The organism is Acinetobacter sp. SH20PTE14, from assembly GCF_021391555.1.
GTDB lineage: Bacteria > Pseudomonadota > Gammaproteobacteria > Pseudomonadales > Moraxellaceae > Acinetobacter > Acinetobacter amyesii.
Genome location: NZ_CP090067.1, coordinates 1,561,306 through 1,583,559 on the forward strand (window position 1 = coordinate 1,561,306; position 22,254 = coordinate 1,583,559).

21 protein-coding genes are annotated in these 22,254 nt (G+C 39.6%); 12 read left to right on the top strand and 9 right to left on the bottom strand.

What is annotated here, in order from left to right; all coding sequences use genetic code 11:
- Window positions 1-302: 302 nt before the first annotated feature.
- From LXF01_RS07835 to LXF01_RS07865, 7 genes are all read right to left on the bottom strand, one after another.
- Entirely contained in the window at window positions 303-1,247 is a 945-nt protein-coding gene (locus LXF01_RS07835; RefSeq protein WP_233945334.1) for a phosphatidate cytidylyltransferase, read from the bottom strand.
- Window positions 1,247-1,897 carry a lysophospholipid acyltransferase family protein gene (locus LXF01_RS07840; protein WP_233945440.1) on the bottom strand — a complete coding sequence of 217 codons (651 nt, stop codon included), beginning with the start codon at window positions 1,895-1,897 and terminating at the stop codon, window positions 1,247-1,249. Before LXF01_RS07840 ends, LXF01_RS07835 begins: the two co-directional genes overlap by 1 nt.
- Window positions 1,898-1,958: 61 nt before the next feature.
- Window positions 1,959-2,387, bottom strand: coding sequence for a hypothetical protein (locus LXF01_RS07845; protein WP_233945335.1), 429 nt, complete (start codon window positions 2,385-2,387; stop codon window positions 1,959-1,961).
- Complete coding sequence (locus tag LXF01_RS07850) at window positions 2,384-3,736, bottom strand: phosphatase PAP2/dual specificity phosphatase family protein (protein WP_233945336.1); 1,353 nt, start codon at window positions 3,734-3,736, stop codon at window positions 2,384-2,386. The genes LXF01_RS07845 and LXF01_RS07850 overlap by 4 nt, the downstream gene beginning before the upstream one ends.
- An 18-nt stretch (window positions 3,737-3,754) precedes the next feature.
- Window positions 3,755-5,509: a bifunctional alpha/beta hydrolase/class I SAM-dependent methyltransferase gene (locus tag LXF01_RS07855; RefSeq protein WP_233945337.1), complete on the bottom strand. Its 1,755-nt coding sequence runs from the start codon at window positions 5,507-5,509 to the stop codon at window positions 3,755-3,757.
- Window positions 5,510-5,556: 47 nt separating this feature from the next.
- Window positions 5,557-6,192, bottom strand: coding sequence for a CDP-alcohol phosphatidyltransferase family protein (locus LXF01_RS07860; RefSeq protein WP_233945338.1), 636 nt, complete (start codon window positions 6,190-6,192; stop codon window positions 5,557-5,559).
- 90 nt (window positions 6,193-6,282) lie between these two features.
- Window positions 6,283-7,176 (bottom strand): acyl-CoA thioesterase, encoded by an 894-nt coding sequence (locus LXF01_RS07865; protein WP_233945339.1) that lies wholly within the window; start codon window positions 7,174-7,176, stop codon window positions 6,283-6,285.
- A 154-nt stretch (window positions 7,177-7,330) separates the two neighbouring features.
- Between LXF01_RS07865 and ybaK the strand changes: the two genes are divergently transcribed.
- Window positions 7,331-7,798 carry a Cys-tRNA(Pro) deacylase gene (gene ybaK, locus LXF01_RS07870; RefSeq protein ID WP_180022788.1) on the top strand — a complete coding sequence of 156 codons (468 nt, stop codon included), beginning with the start codon at window positions 7,331-7,333 and terminating at the stop codon, window positions 7,796-7,798.
- A 354-nt stretch (window positions 7,799-8,152) separates the two neighbouring features.
- Here the strand turns inward: ybaK and LXF01_RS07875 are convergent, their stop codons facing one another.
- Entirely contained in the window at window positions 8,153-8,368 is a 216-nt protein-coding gene (locus tag LXF01_RS07875; protein ID WP_233945340.1) for a hypothetical protein, read from the bottom strand.
- 170 nt (window positions 8,369-8,538) lie between these two features.
- Between LXF01_RS07875 and LXF01_RS07880 the strand changes: the two genes are divergently transcribed.
- Window positions 8,539-8,934, top strand: a complete 396-nt coding sequence (locus LXF01_RS07880; protein ID WP_233944424.1) for a transposase family protein — start codon at window positions 8,539-8,541, stop codon at window positions 8,932-8,934.
- A complete protein-coding gene (locus LXF01_RS07885) occupies window positions 8,882-9,352 on the top strand; it encodes a transposase family protein (RefSeq protein WP_233944423.1) in 471 nt (156 codons plus the stop codon). Before LXF01_RS07880 ends, LXF01_RS07885 begins: the two co-directional genes overlap by 53 nt.
- Window position 9,353: 1 nt before the next feature.
- Here LXF01_RS07885 and LXF01_RS07890 read toward each other — a convergent pair whose 3' ends face one another.
- On the bottom strand, window positions 9,354-9,749 hold the full coding sequence (locus LXF01_RS07890) for a hypothetical protein (RefSeq protein WP_233945341.1): 396 nt from the start codon (window positions 9,747-9,749) through the stop codon (window positions 9,354-9,356).
- 464 nt (window positions 9,750-10,213) lie between these two features.
- Here LXF01_RS07890 and LXF01_RS07895 point away from each other — a divergent pair, with 464 nt between their 5' ends.
- The 9 genes from LXF01_RS07895 (at window position 10,214) to LXF01_RS07935 (ending at window position 22,075) form a co-directional block, all read left to right on the top strand.
- A complete protein-coding gene (locus LXF01_RS07895) occupies window positions 10,214-10,483 on the top strand; it encodes a hypothetical protein (protein WP_180102009.1) in 270 nt (89 codons plus the stop codon).
- A 584-nt stretch (window positions 10,484-11,067) separates the two neighbouring features.
- Entirely contained in the window at window positions 11,068-12,852 is a 1,785-nt protein-coding gene (locus LXF01_RS07900; RefSeq protein WP_233945342.1) for an IucA/IucC family protein, read from the top strand.
- Window positions 12,845-14,302: a lysine N(6)-hydroxylase/L-ornithine N(5)-oxygenase family protein gene (locus LXF01_RS07905; RefSeq protein ID WP_326489500.1), complete on the top strand. Its 1,458-nt coding sequence runs from the start codon at window positions 12,845-12,847 to the stop codon at window positions 14,300-14,302. Before LXF01_RS07900 ends, LXF01_RS07905 begins: the two co-directional genes overlap by 8 nt.
- Window positions 14,302-16,137: an IucA/IucC family protein gene (locus LXF01_RS07910; RefSeq protein WP_233945343.1), complete on the top strand. Its 1,836-nt coding sequence runs from the start codon at window positions 14,302-14,304 to the stop codon at window positions 16,135-16,137. Before LXF01_RS07905 ends, LXF01_RS07910 begins: the two co-directional genes overlap by 1 nt.
- A gap of 54 nt (window positions 16,138-16,191) precedes the next feature.
- The gene (locus tag LXF01_RS07915; RefSeq protein ID WP_111884324.1) at window positions 16,192-16,824 is read left to right on the top strand and encodes a GNAT family N-acetyltransferase; all 633 of its coding nucleotides are present in this window, start codon (window positions 16,192-16,194) and stop codon (window positions 16,822-16,824) included.
- Window positions 16,821-17,213 (top strand): hypothetical protein, encoded by a 393-nt coding sequence (locus LXF01_RS07920; RefSeq protein ID WP_233945344.1) that lies wholly within the window; start codon window positions 16,821-16,823, stop codon window positions 17,211-17,213. Before LXF01_RS07915 ends, LXF01_RS07920 begins: the two co-directional genes overlap by 4 nt.
- Window positions 17,189-18,460, top strand: a complete 1,272-nt coding sequence (locus tag LXF01_RS07925; RefSeq protein ID WP_233945441.1) for an MFS transporter — start codon at window positions 17,189-17,191, stop codon at window positions 18,458-18,460. The genes LXF01_RS07920 and LXF01_RS07925 overlap by 25 nt, the downstream gene beginning before the upstream one ends.
- A 15-nt stretch (window positions 18,461-18,475) precedes the next feature.
- A complete protein-coding gene (locus tag LXF01_RS07930; RefSeq protein WP_233945345.1) occupies window positions 18,476-20,743 on the top strand; it encodes a TonB-dependent receptor in 2,268 nt (755 codons plus the stop codon).
- 111 nt (window positions 20,744-20,854) lie between these two features.
- Window positions 20,855-22,075: an MFS transporter gene (locus LXF01_RS07935; RefSeq protein ID WP_233945346.1), complete on the top strand. Its 1,221-nt coding sequence runs from the start codon at window positions 20,855-20,857 to the stop codon at window positions 22,073-22,075.
- Window positions 22,076-22,254 lie beyond the last annotated feature (179 nt).

A 22,254-nucleotide genomic window follows, 5' to 3' on the forward strand; every position in this document is an offset into this window, starting at 1 on the left:
TTGTTTGAGACAAGACTTATTGTAATCAAAAATGTTTCTGCGATTCTTTGAATAATTAGACGTTAGTGAACGAGTTTTGTCGGTGAGGTACATTGCACCGCAAGATGGTTTCCTTTCGAAGCTTCGCTTCTCATTTTGCCGAAACAAAAGTATCTCCAGCCGAAGGCTAATACCTTTATTCAATCTTTAGATGTATGACTCCGTCGAATAGACTTAAAAATCATCTTTAAAATGTAAAAGTAATTCTACGTGCGTAACATCATTTAAAATCCCAAATTTTCTGTTTAAAACTTAGTCATTTCTTAAGACCACCAATAGCGCAAAATGTGGAAAAAAATCGGTGCAGAAAAGCAGATTGAATCAATTCGGTCGAGCATGCCACCATGGCCTTGGATGAGCTGTCCCCAATCTTTTACACCACGATCGCGTTTAATGGCCGACATGACCAGACCACCAAAGAAACCGAATATACAAACAATAAAGCCAATACATGCAGCCTGTAGGTAGTTAAAAGGTGTAAGCCATGACATAGCCACGCCTAGTGCAGTGGCTAAAGCAATGCCTCCTATTAACCCCTCAACGGTTTTAGACGGTGAAAGTATCGGTGCGACTTTGTGCTTTCCAAATAGCTTGCCACAGACATATTGCAAAACATCGGAGGCTTGTACCACCATGATCAACCAGATCGCTAGCCAAATTTTTTCACCTTCAAATCCGGGAAGTTTAAGATTTAATAGCGCAGGCACATGCGAAATACAGAATACGCTGATCATCAGACCCCATTGAATTTTTGAACTGCGTTCTAAAAATCGCGTGGTATCTTCGGCTTTGAGTGTAGCGATAGGGATTAGAAGAAATACATACAGCGGAATAAAAATCGAATATAGCCCATACCAGTCGATATACACCAAGTAATACTGGTAAGGGATGACAAAATAAAAAGCGATCAATAAAGGAAGATAATCACCGCGACGGGTTGGCAGTAAACTGATAAATTCGCGTAAAGCAAAGAGTGAAATCAACGCAAAAAGGATCACAAAGGCAATTTTGCCTAATGAAATTGCTACACCAAGTACCAACAGCATGACCCACCATGCATTGATCCGTGCATTTAAATTGTCGATAACTGGTGCAGGTGCATAACCCGCTTTAAATTTTAGTATTGAGCCAATGGTTGAGGCAATAATCAAAATAACTGCAAAAATACCAAACAATACATAGGTCATTTGCGCATTGGTGAATTCCATTATTGATACTCCAATGCTTTTAATTTGAGTAATTCATCCTGAGCGTAGTTTAAAAATTCAGTTTTACTCTGTTCATTATGGGCTTCTAAAGGCTTACCAAATATAATGGTAGATAATAGGGGGAGTGGTATAAGCGCGCCTTTAGGCATGACACGTTTTAAATTTGAGATCCATACCGGTACGATTTCAACATCAGGAAATTGATTTTTGAGATGAAATAAGCCGCTTTTAAACTCTAATAATTCAACGTCATCATTTAAATTTCGAGTACCCTCAGGAAAGAAAATAATCGAGTCACCTTGAGCTAATACGGTTTTGATCGGTTCTAATGGATCTTGATTTTGCTCTCGATTTCGCTGAATAGTGACACCAGTAAACGTATCTTGAATGAGAAAACGTCGAAAGCCATCTTTTAGCCAATAATCCGAAGCCGCTACAGGACGCGTCTTCCGTCTGAGATCTGTCGGCAGTGATGACCAAAGCAAAATAAAGTCGATATGGCTATTATGATTTGCATAATAAATACGCTGTTTCATAACCGGTTTGCACCCGATCCATAGACTCCGCGCGCCCGTGAGCAGCCGCGCCCCACGACGAGTGAGAAAGGCAATATATCGAGCAATTGAACGGCTTAAAAAATTACCTTTCATTGGTGAGTGAGCATTCCCTGAAGTGTCTATTGGATTTGGCATGGCTTCAAATTATTGTGAATTATTTATACAGTAAAAATATGCAGATGAATGCGATGTATTGCAAGCAAAGCACAAATATCTGCCATTTAAATAAAGCCAGACAACCTAATTCACGCAGCTCCCATGCGCGACCACATTTATTTGCAGGCATTAATTTTAAGTTGATTAAACTTAAGTCCAGCTCCTTGGTGGTTTGTTCAAGGTTTTGAGTTTGGCTGTATTCAGCGACAGTGGCTAAAAGTGCCGAATCAAATTTGATTCTCAGGCTTAAATAATGTTGTATTCCGAGCAAAACTAGACAAATTAATATATATAGCAAATCGAATAGCATCACATTACCAAACTGGATAATGAGCCAGAGCGTGAGGATTGCTGCTACATAAGCTGAAATGAGCAATCCAATGGTGGATTGTAACAACTTTGATAGCACCACAAGTTGTAAATTCATGGTGCAAGTCCTTTAAGTTTTAAACGATAAGTATTTAAATGTTTTATTTGCGGTGTTTTAAGCACAACCCAAGGACGGTTATGGCGAATAATCCGTAAAACATCTTCGACTGAATATTCAGGATGTTGTTTCAATAATAATGCGGCAACTACAGCACTACTTCGTGAATATCCCAAAGCACAGAAGACCAAGATGTTTTGTGCTTCATCATTGTTATTAGATTTCAAGAATAGTTCTAAAGACTCTACAGCATGATGTAGCTGATTGGCCTGTAAAGGAATTAGGTCTAAACTCAAGTTTTGGGCATAAGAGCACTTTGGATAAGTGGGCAATTCTGCGCAACAATCGAGTAAAGCATCATATTGTTGCATGACCTGTTTGGACGGATAGCGACCTAAATAAATATAACTCTGATTGATTTTGATGATTTTAGAATCTTCAGGATGGCGATAGGTCCAGATTCGGCTATTGATCCAAGCAAATATAAGGTAGGGTGCGAACAGCATTTTTGCAGCAATAGTCATATCACCATGACTGAGTTTTTGAAAAAAATGGGGTCGATTGAATAAATATGCAAACGAAACTAAAAGTAGACTGCTCGCAGGATAGAGTAGCCAAAGCCACCAACCTTTTGCATGTGCGATTGCGCTACAAAATAAAGCAGCAAACAGATAAAGGATCCCGATTTTAATGTGCTTTAAGCTTAGCCGACTTTGTTTATTTTGAACCCATGGCGCAGAGCCAGCCATCGGGAATAGCCATAAACATAAGGCACCGACCAATAAACCTGTTGGGATATCTATAAAATGGTGCTGCCAAGTGGTTAGAACTGAGAGACCAATCAAAAAGGACCAACCATCTACCAGATATTTTAGCTTACCTGTGCTATGCCGACGGAAAAAATCCCAAAGTATCACCAGTAGCACAATGTGCAGGGAAGGTGCTTGATTAAACGGTTTATCAAAGCCCATCAAGACATCAAACCATAGGCCGAAAAAACCTGTGAGTTCGGGGCGTTCAAAGCTAAAACGTAGCGGGAAAATTAAAAAGCAGCTAATTGAAAGGATTTGTGCCGAAAATAGTCGCAGGACATGTTGTTTTAATTCAAACTTATTCCAACAAAGTAATAAAGACAATCCATAGAACAGATCAATCGACCAATAAGGCACAATACTCCATGGCCAAAGTGGAATATATTTTTCCCATTCAAAGACGATAACAGGTACAGACGCTAAACCCGCAGCGTATTGATTGGCAAAACCATAACTTAAGAAGAAAAAAGGTGCCAGAAATGCCAAACACAGTAGGCCGTATTTCCAAGTTCCTGTTTCTGGATCCATTTTATGCATAAGATTGACCGTCCAAGCTTAAATTTTTTGTGCAACGGAAACGGTGAAAATACCAAACTCATCAATAACTTGATCGATTTTCTTGAATCCTGCTTGCTCAACCAAGGCATCCATCTCGGCTTGTGAGCGTAAACGCATGACCCACGCATCTCCTTGGCGATGTGAGGTCAGGGCACGGGCGATAAACTCTTGTTGCGGATGCCAAATTTGACCCGTGTAGATGAGATAACCATCTTTCTCAATGGCCTGGCTTAAGCCGGATAAGGACTGTCTAAGTAAATCATTATCACTAAATAATTCGTATAAACCTGAGACCACGGCTAGAGTAGGTTTAGGTTCAACACTGGCTAGTGATGTGGTATCAAATGCATCCGCTTCTACAAATTTGGCAATCTGGCTTAAACCTCTTTGCTCAATCATTGCTTGACCCGCTTGTACATTGATTGAACTGTAGTCTCTGAGCAGAATAGATTCAGGCTGCTCAGGCAGTTTTTGTACAGCATCTAAAATATACCGGCCATGGCCTGCTGCAATATCCATAATCCGTACCGCGTGTTGGGCATCATTTAACTTAGAAGCATATTTCGTTAATAGCGCTTCAATATTTTGTTTTCTAACGCGAATACCCCGCCAACCAATTGCATTTAAATATTGTCGATCGATGATTTTACCCAGTGCGTTTTGGCTTTCTGATTGATCTCTGTAGACAAAATCTAAGGTGCTGCCAGAGTCATATCCTGTCTCTTCACCAATATTTAAGCCCTTGGAAAAGAAACTACCAATTTTAAGATTTCGTTTTGTTAAGCTCCAAAATGCATGTTTTAAAGAGTGTTTTGGAAGTGTTGAACTTAATGTTTCTGCAACGGCACAGCTTGGGCCAATTTTATCTGCATCTAAAAGTTTAGGTGCGGAATAGGGTTGTTTAAAACATTGTTGAATAAAGCGATGGATTTTATCTATGGCTATTTTGCGATGTTTTTCACCCAAGGTATCATGATAAAAACCATCTAAGACGTGAAATTCCTTCATTGGATGAGGGAGTTTTTGATAAAACGCCAATTGGGGTTTTTGATGCACCACGTAGTCAGATCCCGAACATAAAACCTGTGTAGGAACAAAAATATTTTGTGCATCTTTAACGATTCGATCTGAGGCTGCATATAGCCCCAGCAGCATACAGACCGATATGGCCCGAGCGATTTTCGGGTCAGTGTCATAACTCTGTGCACGTGCAGTATCGTGCGTCAGCATTTTGGCTTTGACATAACTATTAATAAAAAAGTTGCCAGCGAATTTGTTGAGGAGTGTTAAGCCGGGTTTTGCAAAAGGCACATAGAGTTTGATGTCAAATGCAGGCGAGGCAAGGCATAAAGCACGGATTTTAGGGGCATAATCATGCACCCATGTCGCGGCTAAAACAGCGCCAACGCTTTGAGCTACAATTGCTATATTTTCTGATCGGATTTGGTAAGTCTGTTCAATATGCTGAACAAAATATTGAATGTCTTGAACGCATGCGGAAAAGCTCGGTGCATCACCACGTTCACCTGGGGTATTGCCGTGACCTCGCGCATCCCAAGCGAAAAAATCAAAATCAGGCAAATTCAATTCATTGACCAAATGCGCCATTCGTCCCGAATGTTCATGGCCACGATGAAATAAGATCACCGCTTTTTTCTTACGGTTGCTTTTTAAACTGCTATTTTCCCAATGTTGATAAAACAAGTATGTTCCATCATGGCTCGTAAAGGTATGCTGAGTATTGTTATACATTGTGTTGTTCTCAAAATAATAAATCGACTGACGATCTAAACTGAAATTTATTGTGGGTTGATAATGCTATTTTTAATGCGGTTATAAATCGTGATAAGTAATAAAAAGATGATAATAATCAAAATACTATTGCAAATAAGAGACAATGTATTTAAACCGAAGTTAAATATAGAAGAAGTCACGATCACTATACAGATGATACTAAATACAAAAGCACGGTCACTTTTTCCCATTGGACCATCGTAGCGACGTTCTTGACCCACTAATGGCGCCATCACACCTGTATATTCAGCAAGTATGGCGAGAAAACAGGTTAAAATAAGTAATTCAGCTTGAATAAAAGCAAAGCAAATTAAACTAAAATAGAGTGCTGAGTCAGAAATCACATCACATAATTCATTATAAAAAGCACCGAGTTTGGATTGTTGGTTGAACTCACGTGCCAGCATGCCATCTATGGCATTGAAGCCCATTCGAATAAGCATCCACACGGGGAAAATCAACAGTAAAATGCCAATACCGTTGTGAGAGAAATAGATATAAATAAAAAATGCCACAGCTAGCGAAATGAACATTGCTAGTAGTGTTACTTGATTTGCTGTAATACCAAGATGCTGAAGTGATTTAACCAAAGGTCGAAGTAGGTTTTGAAATGCAGGTTTAAGTTGGTAGATCGAAGGCATATTATTGTTATAGCGGTATGATTTGCATGAATTTTATACGCTTGATGCTTAACTTAACAAGAATTTGAATGTTAAAGATTGTCACAGGCCTCACGATTCGCCTGTATAACGCATTAAATTTTCTTGTGTAGTACTTGCGACTAATTTTCCATCTTGCCACATTTGCCCATGACTAAGCCCCCGTGATTGGGAGGTTCGGGTGGTATTCATGTCATAGAAAACCCAATCATCCACCCGAAAGGTATGATGAAAATACATCGAATGATCAAGGCTGGTTGCGATGATTTCAGGAGACAGATAATTTAAACCATGTGTTTTGAGCGCCGCAGAATATAAATTATAGTCTGAATAATATGCTGCAATGGCCTGATGTATATGAAGTTGGTCAAATTGTGCATCCAAGGCATCATGGAGTTTTAAATATTCTGCATATTGATTTTGATTTAAGACAGAAGCTTGACCGGACGGTGGAAAATCTGTCAGCACGTATTCAATCGGTTTAGATATAAGCTGAAAAGGCTGTAAAAATGTGGCCAGATATTCAGGTGAAATAGATGATTGGATTTGCGATTTATAGAATTGCTCTTCTTTGAGCATAATTGGTGGAAACTGTGGGATCAGATCTGGTTCAGGTATTTGATACTCCATACCCATTTCGTTATTCATATAGAACAACATCACCATATATATTGGTTTGCCATACTGTATGGCGGTCACTTGTCGTGTAGAAAAACTATGGCTATCACGTAAATTTTCGACTTTAAATAATACGGGATGATTTGCAAGACCCGCAGAAATAAAGTTGGCATGTAAAGAGTGGAGTGGGAGTGTGCAGGTAAAGGATGCACTGACTATGCTCTGAGCAAGTAATTGCCCACCAAAAATATGGTCACCAAACAGAGGTTTGCTCTGTGCCAAAAAGTAGCCCTGATCTTTGGGCACTACAGATAATAATTGGATGAGGTCTTGAGTCAGCGTTGTCATATTTTTTTGAAATTTTTGCTTTATTTAAATGTATTCAACTCAAACTTATTGCACAAGTCATGTTCATGAAAAATATAAAAGTGTTCGCCGGTCTTTCTAGAATAGGCTTATAATCGAGTTTTCCTAGTTGTCCGAATGGAATGACGAAAAAGCAATGACACCTGCATGTAAACTCTTAAAATCTAATAAAATCGACTTTACAATTCATGAATATGACCATGACCCAGAAGCAAAAAGTTTTGGTTTAGAAGCTGCGGAAAAACTTGGTTTAACTGTCGAAGAAGTCTTTAAAACATTGATGGTTACGGACGATAAAAATTACTTTGTTGCCGTATTGCCAGTGGAATATCAGCTGAATTTGAAAAAAGTGGCCACAGCATTTGGCTGTAAAAAACTAAAAATGGCAGACCCAAAGGATGCAGAGCGTTTAACCGGTTATTTGGTAGGTGGTATTAGTCCAGTTGGACAGAAAAAACGCTTAAAAACTGTGATCGATGCTTCTGCACAGAACTTAGCTAAAATCTATGTGAGTGGTGGTAAGCGTGGTTTGGATATTGGTTTAAAACCCGAGGATTTAGCAAAAGTTTTGGGTGCAAATTTTGCTGATGTGATAGATGTTTAAGTGCGGTTTTTGACTACTTAAATTTAAGTGAATTTAGAGGGAATACCTTCCACTTCAAAATCTATAAAATAACAAAAGCCGCATTGAGCGGCTTTGTGGTTCGATGAAGCATCAAGTGTCACGGATTTATTGGACATGGTGCAGCTTTTTATATTGTATATATAGGGTACTGAATATAGGATTGTAGGTTAAATACGATTATTAGTAGGTATATATATGGTGCTTCTTGAGTTGATATGAGAAATACCGAGCGCGCTGAAATTGATGCCAAATTTGATGTGAAATGAGGGTTGGCAGCTTTGTATGTATATATATTGATAATGTTGTAAACCAACCATGGGCTGGTTTTTTGCATTACATTTGGGATTTGTAATTATCTAAGATTGATTTTCTACCATCAGGAATAGTTTCTATTTCATAGAGCGACTCATAAATTGCTTTGTCTTCTGGAGATTTTTTTGAGTCCACAAGCTGCTTTAATTTAGATTTATATTCTGTTTTACCTGTATGAAGTAAACTCGCATAGTAGGCCCATTCTGTTTGATCGTAATATGGATCATTTTGGGGCATTTTATCTAACTGTTTTTTATATAAATTAGCATTGTATAAATAACAGTCTTCAATATCCTTTTTTGGTTTGTTTAAAACTTCAATAAGCCTCTTTCATAAATCAAAAAACGAACAGTCTCTTGCTGATTATTTGTACCGAAGAATTTTAAATATTCATGCATAATCTGCGGATGAAATATATCGATTCAAAGAAGCTTTCTGAAACACAGTTTAAGCGATACACCGGCATATCATGGTCAACCTTTGATTTAATGATTGAACAACTGAAAATGCATGTTCCTGCTAAAGGTAGACCAACTAAATTGAGCATAGAAGATCAAATCCTTCTGTGCTTAAGTTATTGGCGCGAATACCGAACCTTGTTCCATGTTGCAACAAGTTATGGTGTGTCAGAGCCGACTGCTTCAAGAATTGTCCGTCATGTAGAGGACTGCCTGATCAAGTCCAATTTATTTAATTTACCGAAGCATTTGCCTGAGGGCGAAGGCATCGACTGGAACGTGGTGATTGTTGATGCCACAGAAATTCCAATACAAAGACCTAAAAAAACAGAAGAAAAGCTATAGTGGCAAAAAGAAGGCACATACTTTCAAAGTCCAGGCCATCATTCATTATAGAACTCAGCAAATTCTGAGTTTATGCACTGATCGTGGTGCTGTACATGATTTCGAACTCTTCAAACGAAACTTACATCAGATTCCGGCAGGTGCCTTTATCTTTGCAGATAAAGGCTATCAAGGGATTTACGCAGTGTATCCAAATAGCTTGTTGCCATTAAAAGCAAAAAAGCGCTGTAAATTGGATCCTGAACTAAAAATCTATAATCAAGAAATCAACAAAAGAAGAATTGGGGTTGAGCATGTATTTGGTAGTTTAAAAACTTTCAAAATCCTTGCCGAGCGATATCGTAATCGAGGAAAAAGACTGGGCTTAAGATTCAATTTAATTGCGGGAATCTATAATTTAGAGCTGAGCAAAAAATGAATTATGAAAGAAGTCTAATGAGTAAACATTGAAAATTTTTCATATTGGTTGTTTCTTTTTTTTCTAAAATTGTATTTGTAATAGCAAAGGCTTCTTCATAATTGCTAAGACGCATATTGATGTTTAGTAAAAGGTTATTTCGTTCATTCTCTGAGTTAATTTTAGAAATTTTAGGTAGAATTTTTTTAAGCTTTTGATTGGTTTTTTGAGGGTCCAACTCACTTTGAGATTGAATTAGTATCTGATTATATTCATTGATGATTTCTTTACTTTCTGGAGAAAGCTCAGCATCAGCTCTAGTTGCTGAACTTTGTGCAGGAGGGGCTGTTTGACTTGAATTACCACAAGCTGAAAGTGGAAGGATTGATAGTAATAATGGAAATATTATTTGTTTCATCAGTTTACACGCTTAGCTGCTGAATTTAGTTTAAAAGTATATTTCTAATATGGAGGAATAGAGGTTACGTATCCAACACTATCTGCTGGTTTCACTGTGTATCCTAATGTTAATTCAACCTCAACGAGTTGTAAGTTTGGCTCTGGTAAAGTGATATTGCAACTTCCAAGTGATGCTTTCTTTTTATCTGTATCCCACCATTGGAAGTAGTTGTAAGCTCATCTGGAAACAGGTGGGCTTTTTTATTGTTTTCAGAGTTAGCTTTGAGTAACGAGAATGTTTGTAGTCGCAGAAGTAGAATTTAGTAAAACTTCATGTTTAGAGGTTGATTCATTAATAGCACTTAAAGGTGTTTAATTATAAAAATACTTATAAAAAATAGTTATTTAAAATCCGACTAAAACAGTTGTATTTTAATTTAAAAGCTGTAATTTGAAAGAGTGATCTAATAAAGAGACAACAAAATGCCTTATTCAAATACTAAAGCGATTATTGAGCAAATCTATAATTTTGTATTAGAAAAACACAGTTTAGCATCTAAAAGTCGATTTATGCAGTTATCGATCTTCTTTAGAGAATTGCATGAAGGGGATGACTCAAAATTTACCGCAGATAGGTCTTTTTATTACAAAGGAATCTTTAATAACAGAGAAAAAAGTATATTTGCGAATGCTGCGCCAGACTTTTTTGATAAGCACAAATTTTTGGATTGGGTTGTTAAATCAATTGATTGATTTCAACCAAATCATTGGAGTACATAATTCATGCTGTATAACCAGTCTGAATAGAAGATATAGATCAGAAATCAGTAGGTGTTTGTTATGAAATACATGCTAATTGGCAATAAGGATGTATGGCCAGTATGGTGTTAGTAAAGTCTTCAATGATTAAAATTTAACTGCACATTTCGTTCCTTGATTTAAATAAAAGCTTGGTTAAAAGCAGAATATAAAAACCCATGTAAAAGACATGGGTTTTTAGTTTAAGTTGCACAATGTGATAATTCGGCTAAAAAATAAGCAATATGATTTATTTGTTCAATGCTAAATGAGAAAATTATCATTTAGTTCCATTTCAGAAAATTGTATAAATAAAAACAGAAAAGTTTATATTAAAAAAATTAATTTTTAAATACATAGAGATAAGACCAAATTTGCAATCCTGTAGCAAATTTTCACAAAAATGCAATTATTAACAATAATGATTATCATTAACATGGTTTCACGCTGGCCAGCGTACTAAGCATTATTTGCACAGTTAAAGAAACATAATTACATGACAAAGCTTGGAAAAGCTTAAAAATAGAGGATATGGTCAGATGAAAGAGCTTGCTAATCGCTTGGCGATGCAGCATCTTGTCAATGCATACTCACAAGAAACCGGTAAAGGTATTTTACTGGAAAAGTATCAACAGAATTCATCACAATTGACGTTTAGCCAAGGCTTGACGTTGTTATGCATCCCTTTAGATTGCATACAATCACAGTTATTTGTACCACTATCTTATGTCAGCCTTGTTGGTAGACATCGTCTTGCAGATCTCCCACACGTCTTTAACAAGGGACAGAAACAGTCATTTAGTATCACCGCGATCGCGAGCTTATTACTTGAACAGCTCGTACAAGAGTCAGGTCATACACTGGATGCTTCATCATTATTAGAGCGTTGGATCGAAAGTCGTGAAGCGCTTATTCAATTTTTGACACTGCGCGAACATGATTTTGAGGTTTTAGTCCAAGCGGAACAAAGTTTCATTGAATCGGAACAAGCTTTAATTTTAGGGCACAGCATGCATCCTGCACCGAAAAGTCGGGTCGGTTTTGTGCATGAAGATTGGGAAAGGTATTCGCCAGAAGCCAAAGGTCTCAGCCAACTGCATTATTGGTTGGTAGCTCCAGAATATATTCAAGAAAGTTCAGCTTTAGATCAAGCTGTATCAGTGCAATTGAAAAGCGAATTGCAATGGCATTTATCAGAAACTGATCAAGCACTACTGAATGCCTATTCACATTATAAGTTATTGCCTTTGCATCCTTGGCAAGCACGTTATTTACAGTCAAAAGCATGGTTTAAAAACTTAAAAACCAAATTAAAAATTATCGATTTTGGCGAGAAAGGTTGGGCATTTTCACCAACAACTTCGGTACGCACTATGGCAAGTTTTGCAGCGCCGTGGATGTTAAAACCATCACTATCTGTAATGATCACCAATTCAATTCGGGTCAACCTTGCCAAAGAATGTCACCGTGGTGAAATGACCCATCGACTTTGGCATTCAAGTCTCGGTGAACGTATTTTAAAACAATGCCCAACGCTCAAAGCGGTGAATGATCCTGCTTGGATGGCATTGAGCATAGATGATGAAATCGTCGAAGAAACTATTTGCATCTTCCGTGATCAGCCTTTCAGTGAAAAGCAGCAGGTGAGTTGTATTGCGTCATTGTGCCAAGAGCATCCTGCACAGCCGAAAAGCCGTTTTAATGCCTTATTTGAACAAATCGCAAAACAACAACCTGAACTTGATCAAAGCGCCATTGCGATCAATTGGTTTAAACAATTTTTGGCAATTAGTCTAAAACCATTGATGTATTTGTATCATCAATACGGAATGGCATTTGAATCACATCAGCAAAATGTCTTACTTGAGCTTGAAAATGCAATGCCTAAATATCTATGGCTGCGTGACAATCAAGGCTTTTACTATATCGAAGAACTAGCAGGTGAGGTCTTAAGCGCATTTCCAGAGTTGCAAGAAAAAGCGCATGCCGTGGGTTCCAAAGCCTTTGTCGATGAGCGCTTTAGCTATTATTTTTTTGGTAATACTTTATTCGGCATTATCAATGCAATTGGTGCAACTGGATATGTTACAGAGCAAGTGTTGATATCGATATTGCAAAATGAACTGTTGGACTTACATCGGGCATATCCAGAAAGTTCATTGATTCATTCATTACTGTATCAGCCGACCTTGCCGTATAAGGGTAATCTGTTGACGCGCTTGTATGAGCTGGATGAATTGATTGCCCCAGTCGATCAGCAATCGGTTTATGTACAGTTGCCAAATCCTTTATGTGTGGAACAGAAGGATGTGCAATATGCTTGATTTTATTGGGATAGGCTTAGGGCCATTTAACCTTAGTTTGGCGAGTTTGCTACATAAGCAAAATCATTTGCAGTATCAATTTTTTGAAAAGAAACCACAGTTCGACTGGCATGCGGGTATGCAATTGCCCAATACAGTACTGCAAGTGCCGTTTATGGCCGATCTGGTTTCCATGGTCGATCCAACCAGTTCTTTTAGTTTTTTAAATTACTTAAAGGCGCAGCAGCGTTTATACAAATTCTATTTTTTAGAACAAGCTCAGATTCCTAGACGTGAATATAACCATTATTGTCAATGGGTTGCAGACCAACTAGAGCATATTCAATATCAATCAACCGTAAAAGCCATTTATGCCCAAGAGCAAGGCTTTGAAGTCATGGTTGAGCAAGATGGACGTTTTAGACGTTATCAATGCCGAAATTTGGTCATTGGTTCGGGGAATGTTCCGCATTTACCACAGTGTCTAAAAGACATACAACAGCAATATCCGGAGCGCTGCTTACATTCTGCAAATTATTGCAATACAGCGTTAAATCACTTGAAAGGGAATGTGGTTGTACTGGGATCAGGCCAGTCTTCGGCCGAAGTCTTTATGGATCTGTTTGATCGTCAATATTTGCAGGATCAAACCACAACAGCGCAGTTTAAATTGCATTGGCTGACACGCTCAAATGGGTTTTTCCCAATGGAATATGCACCACTTGGATTGGAGCATTTTAGTCCGGATTATACTACGCATTTTTATCAACTAAGTCCTGAAAATAAAGTCGAACAACTGAAACAACAAGGTTTGTTATATAAGGGCATCAGTGCAAAAACCATCCGTGATATTTACCAAAAACTGTATCACCGGAGCATTGGTCAAAATATTCAACAGACGCATTTACATGCTCAGGTGGGTTTGGTCGATGCCGAGCCTCATGGTGCGGGCATCCGTTTGCAGTTTCAGCATAAAGTCACGGCAGAACAATTCTATCTGGATGCGGACTTTGTCGTGGCTTCAACGGGATATCACAGTCCAGAGTGGCAATATCTCAAATATCTAAAACCACTGATTCAATGTGATGAATTCGGCCGCTGGAAAATCAGTCAGGACTACCGCGTACAGCATGACGCTGTCGGTGAAATTTTTGTTCAAAATCAGGAAATGCATAGTCACGGTGTCGGTACACCCGATTTAGGGCTGGGTGCTCACCGTGCAGCGGTCATTGCTAATCAATTATTGGGTTTTAACTTATACGATTTGGGTGATCAAGCGCAAAGTTTCCAACATTTTTCACCCAGTGAAAATGCTGAAATGCACAGTATGGGCATTGTAAAGAAATCAGCACCAACCAATATCCAAAGACCATTTTCCGTAAAAAAAACCATTGCCAACTACGCAATGAACCGCAATACGACCATGCCGAATAAGCAAGAACAGAATACGGTTAAACTCGAGAAATTATAATGACATTTGCAAAATTACAGATAAATCAAACGCAGTGGCGCCGTGCAGGGCAAAGACTGATTGAAATGGCAATTGCTGAGTTTTTATATGAAGAAATTATTCAGATTCAGCAAGTGGAAAATAACACTTGGCAACTTAAACTGGATGACAAAACCTATCAATTTCAAGCGACACAGTTTCTGCTTGGGCACTGGCGTATTGTTGAAGGGAGCGTTCGAGAGTTAAGTGAATCGACAACAGAGCCCGCATGGAATCTGCATGAATTTATTCGTGCTTTTTCAAATCAAGCTGAGGTGAAACCATTTACCAAGGCATATTTGATTAAAGAAATGAACAATACATGGTTAGCAGAAGCCCATGTTTTTGATGAACAGAGATTGCTAAGTCAGGCTGTGCTGTCAGCACCGCACTATCAAATTGAAGGCATGTTACGTGGACACCCATGGCTTATTATGAGTAAAGGCCGTATGGGCTTTGGCTATGATGATTATTTAAGCTCCGCACCAGAGATTTCTCCAACGGTCAAAGTTCTGTGGTTAGCTGTTCATCGTGATTTAGCTGAGTTTCGTTCGACCGAGGCTTGGGATGCGCAAAGCTTATATCGCCATGAATTGAATTCTGCGCAATTACACGATTTTCAACAGCAATTGGCGGACAAAGCCTTAAATGCTGCTGAGTATTTCTTTATTCCTGTACATGCATGGCAATGGCATCAGTGGTTAATCCCGACCTATGCCAATGAAATCGTTGATCAGCGCATTGTCGAATTGGAAATTGGACAAGACGACTATGTGCCAATGCAATCAATTCGTACTTTATGCAATACCAGTCATCCTGAACGGCATTATGTGAAGTTACCCGTCAGTATCTTTAATACCGCGGTATATCGAGGTCTGCCTTCAAAACGAAATTTGGCTGCACCGGCAGTGACCGCGTGGCTGAAGGACATTCAACATCAAGATGTAGACCTGCAAAAAACACAGGTAGCATTTTTAGGCGAAGTTGCAAGTCTCACATTACAACAGCCATGTTTTGATCAGATAGATGGTGCACCTTACCAATTTAAAGAATTGTTTGGTTGCTTATGGCGTGAAAGTGTCGAGCCTTGTATCGGTGAGCATCAATTAGCACTTTCCCAAGCAGCATTGTTGCATCGAGACATAAATGGTCGGTCTATTTTATATGTGTTGATTCAGGCTTCAGGTTTGACGCCTTTGCAATGGCTGAAGCGTTTTGCTGAAGTCTGCGTAACACCACTACTGATTTGCTTATACAAATATGGTTTAGCTTTTTCTCCGCACGGTGAAAACACCATGTTAATCCATGAAAATGGTTTACCGAAAAAAATGGTGCTGAAGGACTTTATTGATGATGTCAATTTAGTTGATGAAGATTTTCCAGAACTCGAAAATTTACCACCCGAAGGGCAAATTTTACTGCGCCATCCTGCTGAAGAACTTAGTCACTTTATCTTTACAGGTTTATTCATGGTGCATTACCGCTATATCTGTAATGTCTTCCTTGAAGATTATCCAGAGCATACAGAACTTGAATTTTGGCAGACCATCTCCACCGTGATCGATGAATTTCATCAGGCGCATCCTGAATTGGCAGATCGTATTGAAAAATTCAGTATGTTCCGTCCAAGTTTCGAGAAAATTTGTCTGAACCGAGTACGACTATTTACCACAAGTTATAACGACGAAGCAGAACGACCAGTACCTGTATTTTTAGATCCAATTGCAAACCCTGTAAGTCCAAACACTTTAAATCAGTGGGCGAAACAACTGCATACTGCTAAGCAGAAAATGACAACCAACCGTATTGCATCATAAGCAGATTTTTGAGCTAAGAACAGAAAATATTAAACAAATTTAAAGGACGAGATCATGACAACTTTATCACGACAACTACCTGATTTTTATGAATACTATGAGAATGAGACGCAATACTACTTACGACAAATGCAATATCCAGAAGATATGGCTTTGGTTCATAAATGGATGCATGAACCGCATGTGATTCCACAGTGGCAACTCAATAAGTCAGAAACTGAACTAAAAGTGTATTACGAAAAAATGCTGGCAGATGATCATCACCGAATTTTGATCGTAGGGGTAAACGGTAAAGATGTGGGCTACACAGAGATTTACGAGGGAAAACGGGATCGATTAGGTTTGTACTACGACGGTGACGAGCTGGATCTAGGTTGGCATTTGTTATTTGGTGAAAAGTCCGTTTTTGGTAAAGGCTATTTACGTCCCGTCATGCGTTTATTGAGTTTTTATATCTTTGAAAATGCCGCATCAGCCAAGATTGTGGGAGAGCCTGATCATAGTGTGAAGCCTTATGCCGTCGTAGTTGAAGACATGTGCTATGAAGCGCAGCGCCTAATCCCAATGCCTGAAAAGACCGCCATGTTGTATTACTGCTTTAGAGAAACTTTTTATGCAAAATTTGGTCATTACTTAAACGACTCCAAGGCATTTCAGCATCAGCAACTAGCTAAGGCGGTGTCATGAGTTATCGCTGTACCCACATGCACATACTGGACATGCGCTTTTCAGCGCATGTTTCAGTGGAAGAGTTTGAACAATGGTTGACTCAAGTTGAGCGCTTTTTTCTGAAAAGTCAGCCCTTTGTTTTGGTTATGCAAACGGCTGAGGGAACAACTTTTCCTGAAGAATATCGGCAAATACAGGCCGTTTGGTACAAGAAGTTTAAACATCTCTTTTTTCAATATTGTTTGGGTCTGGTGCGTATTGCGCAAGATCCAGATGACTTCAAACGTTTAAACACACCCGCACTGCATGCAGCGTGGCGTGTGCCTTATTACGTTTCATTAGAACAGTCTGATGCGCTGCAATGGGCAGTGCAGAGGTGGATATGCAACATCACTCAAGAAAATTAAATCATGCAATTTCACCATCTCAAATTTCAGTCCTAAGTTTGAGCGTCGTGATTATTTTGTACTTAGCACATGCATTGCCTTTGTATTTTTACAATGTGGCTTTGCCTGCCATTTTACGACATCAAGGGGTAGATTTACGCTGGATCGGCATGTTATCGCTGCTTTACATTCCATGGGCATTCAAGTTTTTTTGGGCACCTTGGATCGATCAGCTCTATGTCAAAAAACTCGGTAAACGTAAAACATGGTTGTTGTTTACGCAAATCGCATTGGTACTGGGGGTACTGGTTTTAGCCTTTACGCAGTTTTCTTATGGGCTGACTTTATTTGTCATCGTTGGTTTATGGATTTCAACGTTTGCGGCAACGCAAGATATTGCGATTGATGGTTATACCGTAGAGAAATTTACCGAAGGCAATTACCGTCTGGGCAGTATGGCACAAAGTATTGGGGTGGCCGTCGGTAGTATGCTTGGTGGCGCTGCGACTTTATGGATTTACCAATATTGGGGTTGGCAGTCAGCGCTCACAACTTTAGCGCTGCTGACATTTTTAACCATGTTTGCTGTGTTTTTTATTCAAGAAGAACCAGAAACTCAACTTGCCAAAGCCAAACCAAGCCTACGACAAGCGTTTAAACGACCAGAGATTCGTTGGGCCTTGCTACTCATTGTTTGTTATCGCGTGGTTGAAGCACCCGCAATGGCGATGCTCAATCCCATGTTGATCGATCAAAAATGGTCACTGTCTCAGATTGGGGTGTTGATGTCTGTGGTGGGGGCCGGTGTCGGTCTGATTGCAGCCGTTAGTGCAGCTGTATTGCTGAAAAAAATCAAAGCGACGCAATTGTTGGTCTGGGCAGGATGGTTACGTACATTGCTATATGCCGTCATTGGGGCAGCCGTTGTATTGGGATGGTTGAATCAATGGCATCTGCTTTTAGGTGTATTTGTCGTGTTGATGCTAGCCATTCGTTATATCGCCATGACATCACTCTATGCCTATTTCATGCAGACCAGTTCTAAAGAACAGGCGGGTACCGATTTCACTATATTAGTTTGCTTTGAATTGCTTGTGTACTTCATTGGCGGCGCATTTTCAGGTTTTCTCGCAAAATCATTAGGCTATGGACATTTTTACTTGGTATTGGCAATCGGCTCAGTAATCAGTGTCTTACTTAGTCAACGCATTGTTTTAAAAACACAAAATTTAAAAACTCAAACTCTTCCTACTCAATCGGAACTCTAAGAAATGGAAAAGAATATGAAACGTTTAGCTCTACCGATGCAACTGACTTGTCTCAGCTTAGCAATTTGCACTCAGCTTTATGCGCAAGACGTCACGACAGACACTGCACAAAATACAGCAGTTGAAACACAAACTGCAGAAGCCACTAAAATGGCACCGATTGTTGTGACGGCAACTCGTTCTGCGAAAAGCATTGCCGATATTGCGGGTACGGTGTACAGCATTCCTAAAGAAGAAATTGAAAAACAAGCCAATGCAGGTAAAAGCACAGCTGATATTGTCGGTTTATTGGTGCCATCACTGACTCCATCAAGTGGTACAACGTCTAACTATGGGATGACCATGCGTGGACGTGTGGTGCAATACATGATCGATGGTGTGCCGCAAACGGGATATCGTGATGGATCTCGGCAACTGGCAAGTATTAGCCCGTCGATGATTGAACGAATTGAAGTGGTCTCAGGTGCAAGTAGTATTTATGGTTCAGGTGCAACAGGCGGTATTATCAATATCATCACCAAACGAGGTGGATCTGAGCCGCTGAGTTTTGAAACGAAAGTCGGTGTCACTTCTGGTAATAATTTTAAGTCTGATGCGCTAGCTTATGAAGCTGCACAAACCATGAACTTTAATCAAGGCAATTTACGCGGAACTTTAGGTGCTAGCTATACCAAACGTGGTGAAATACAAGATAGCCATGGCAACCGTATTGGGCCTGAGATTGCGCAAACAGACCGTCAAGATACCGACACCTTAGATCTAAATGGTCGTGTCAGTTGGAAAATTGCCGATGGTCAAACGCTGAGTTTCGGTGCGCAATATTATAATGATGAGCAAGATAGTGACTATGGTCCAGACTATGGTCCAAATTTAAATGCGCTGCGCTCACAGCCCGTGGGTGGCAAGCTGCCGTTGTCATTAAATGCGGTAAAAGGCTTACAACTTGCTGAACAACCACAAACTGAACGTTATAGCGTCAATGCGCAATATGAAAATCAGGATATTTTAGGGCATCGTCTAAACGCTGAAACGTATTATCGAAATGAAAAGGCACGTTGGTTCCCATCTGCACGTCAAATGGCACCTGAACTTTTCTTGGTGTATCAGTCAGAAACCGATATTGATGTGTTAGGCGCACGTGTTGCACTACAAAAAGATCTTAACTTAAATGGTCGTGAACTGGGGCTAACCTATGGTGTGGACTATGAAAAGGAAAAAGATCAACAAAATATCCAAATGTATGACAGTGCTACATTTATTCAAAGTAATGGTCTGAGTTATCAGCCGTTTAACTATTATGCCTTTGGCCCAGATGTTGAAACAGAAAAACTTGGCGTATTTGCCCAAGCGCAATATGAATTAACCGACCGTCTTGGTTTACAAGCCGGCATTCGCCATGAGCGGGTAGAAAGCGATGTCGATTCATCTGTGCCTTATATGGAAGCCATTACTGCAGATTTAACCCCAGGCTATGTGGCGAAAACACTGAATGGCGGCAATGTAAAACATGATGCAACGCTGTTTAATATTGGCGCGGTGTATCACTTAACTGATGCACAGCAAGTGTTTGCCAATTTCTCACAAGGTTCAAACTTGCCCGATGTGCAACGTATGCTGCGCGATGTGCCAGCAAATTCTGTGATTAATAGCCAAACCATTGACCCGATTAAAGTCAATAACTATGAACTCGGTTGGCGTGTACAAAATGCCGGTGGTTTAAATGCAGGAGTGACAGCTTTTTATAATGACTCAGATAAGAGCCTGAAATTTGGTGCGCCGAATTACACCATTGATGTTATTGATACCGATGAACGTATCTATGGTGTCGAAGCCAATGCCAGTTATGAAGTTCAACCGAATTGGACGGTTGGAGGCACAGTTGCATATACCACGGGCCAATTTAAAAATACCCAAGGTGACTGGCAAGAGTTGGATGCTATTCGTGTAGCACCTTTAAAAGGAACAGCATTTTCAGAATGGCAATTTGATAATGACATGAGCCTACGTGTTCAAGCTTTAGCGATTGGCGGTACAGACAAAGCCCAAAAAGACACTGTGAAATATGGATCTGCTCCAGCAGCGGCAATTAAAGGCTTTGCAACGATGGACGTGATTGCCAATGCAAAAGTAGGACCGGGTAATGTGGGCTTTGGTGTCTACAACGTGTGGAATACGGATTATAAATCGGTATACAGCCAGTCGGTTGAAACTGTCTATGGCCCAATTTCTAGCCTAGCGGCTCAAGGTCGCACCTACGGTTTAAGTTATACGGTGAAATACTGATTTAAAGCCTGAATCAGGTTTAAAGCACGGTATCGTGACTTACAAAATAGAGGTGGCTTAAGTCACCTCTATTGTTTATAACGTAGCCATTAAAAATGGATAACAAAAATAATGGATCGAAATAACAAACTGTTTATTGCTGCCAGTCTTGCCAATGGTGCAAGTTTCTCGATGATATTGCCGCTGTTGGCGCCATTGGTTCGTGAGTTAAAACTTTCTGAACTACAAGGCGGTGCGATGGTTTCCGTCGGTGCGCTGCTGATGGCTGTTGGTGCCATTTACATTTCAAAAAATCAATCCAAGTTTTCGATTTATCAGTTGTTGAGTATCGGTTTTGTGGGCATGGCAGTGACATGGGGGCTATTTACAGCCGTGTTGATGTATGGCCTTACTGTTCATATAGGGATGTTGCTGCTGTTTAGTTTATTGATGTTGTCACGCGCAGCGACTGGGGTATTTATGGCGATGCCACAGATTGCCTTGCAAACTTATGTGATGACTCGTTTTAACAATGAGCAGCAGCGTTCACAAGCAATGTCAAAATTCGGTGCATTAAACAGTGCAGGCGTGATCATTGGTCCATTTCTAACAACCTTACTGTTGGGCTTCGGTGGAATCATGACGCCGCTTTGGGCTGCAATCATTATTTTAGCGTTGATTTCTGTGGTCTTGGTACTCAGCTTTGATCGACATACCGAACAGCATAGCGTTGAAAAGCCAGTGACAGAAAAGCATGAGGCAGCATCTACGGATTTGAGCATTCAGCAATGTTATCCATGGTTAATGTTAGGTTTTAGTCTCTATCTTGCCATCGTGACAGTGAATTTAACGGCAGGGTTTTATATTCAAGACCGCTTTAATATGACTGCTGCAGAGGGTGCAGTGCATTTTGCAGAGTGTTCTCTCGTCGTGGGTATCGCTTTGGTGATTATGCAAACGCTGATTTCTAAGTATTTAAATTGGTCCGTATATCGCTTACTGTGGGTTGGGCTGTTTAGCATGGCAGCAGCCTTGCTGATTTCGGTTTTCACCACTGAATTACAGATATTTCAAGCTACATATCTTTTATATGGTATATCGGTTGCATGTTTAATCCCTGCATTTACAACGGGTGCAGCGCAAACGGCGCCCAGTGCGTTACAGACTAAGGTGGCAAGTTGGTGTACAGCCACTCAGGCTTTGAGCTTTGTTGTCGGGCCACTGATTAGTACGGGTTTATATCAATGGCACAAAGAATTTCCGTATTATTTTTTATTTTTAGTGATGCTTGGTTTAATCGTATTCTTTTTATTTCAAATCAAAACTCAAACCGTGAAGCGAGTACCTGAGTGAAATATGCAGAGACTTGTATACTTACTTCAATAGGTCGGTGTGAAGATAGGACTATCCTGACAATAGTGGGTTTTGATTACATGATGTTACTTTATCGGTGATTGATCTTACAAAATAGATGTTTAAAGCAAGCACTTTGATTAAAAAATAACCACAATTGTTTCATTAATTCTCAAAGT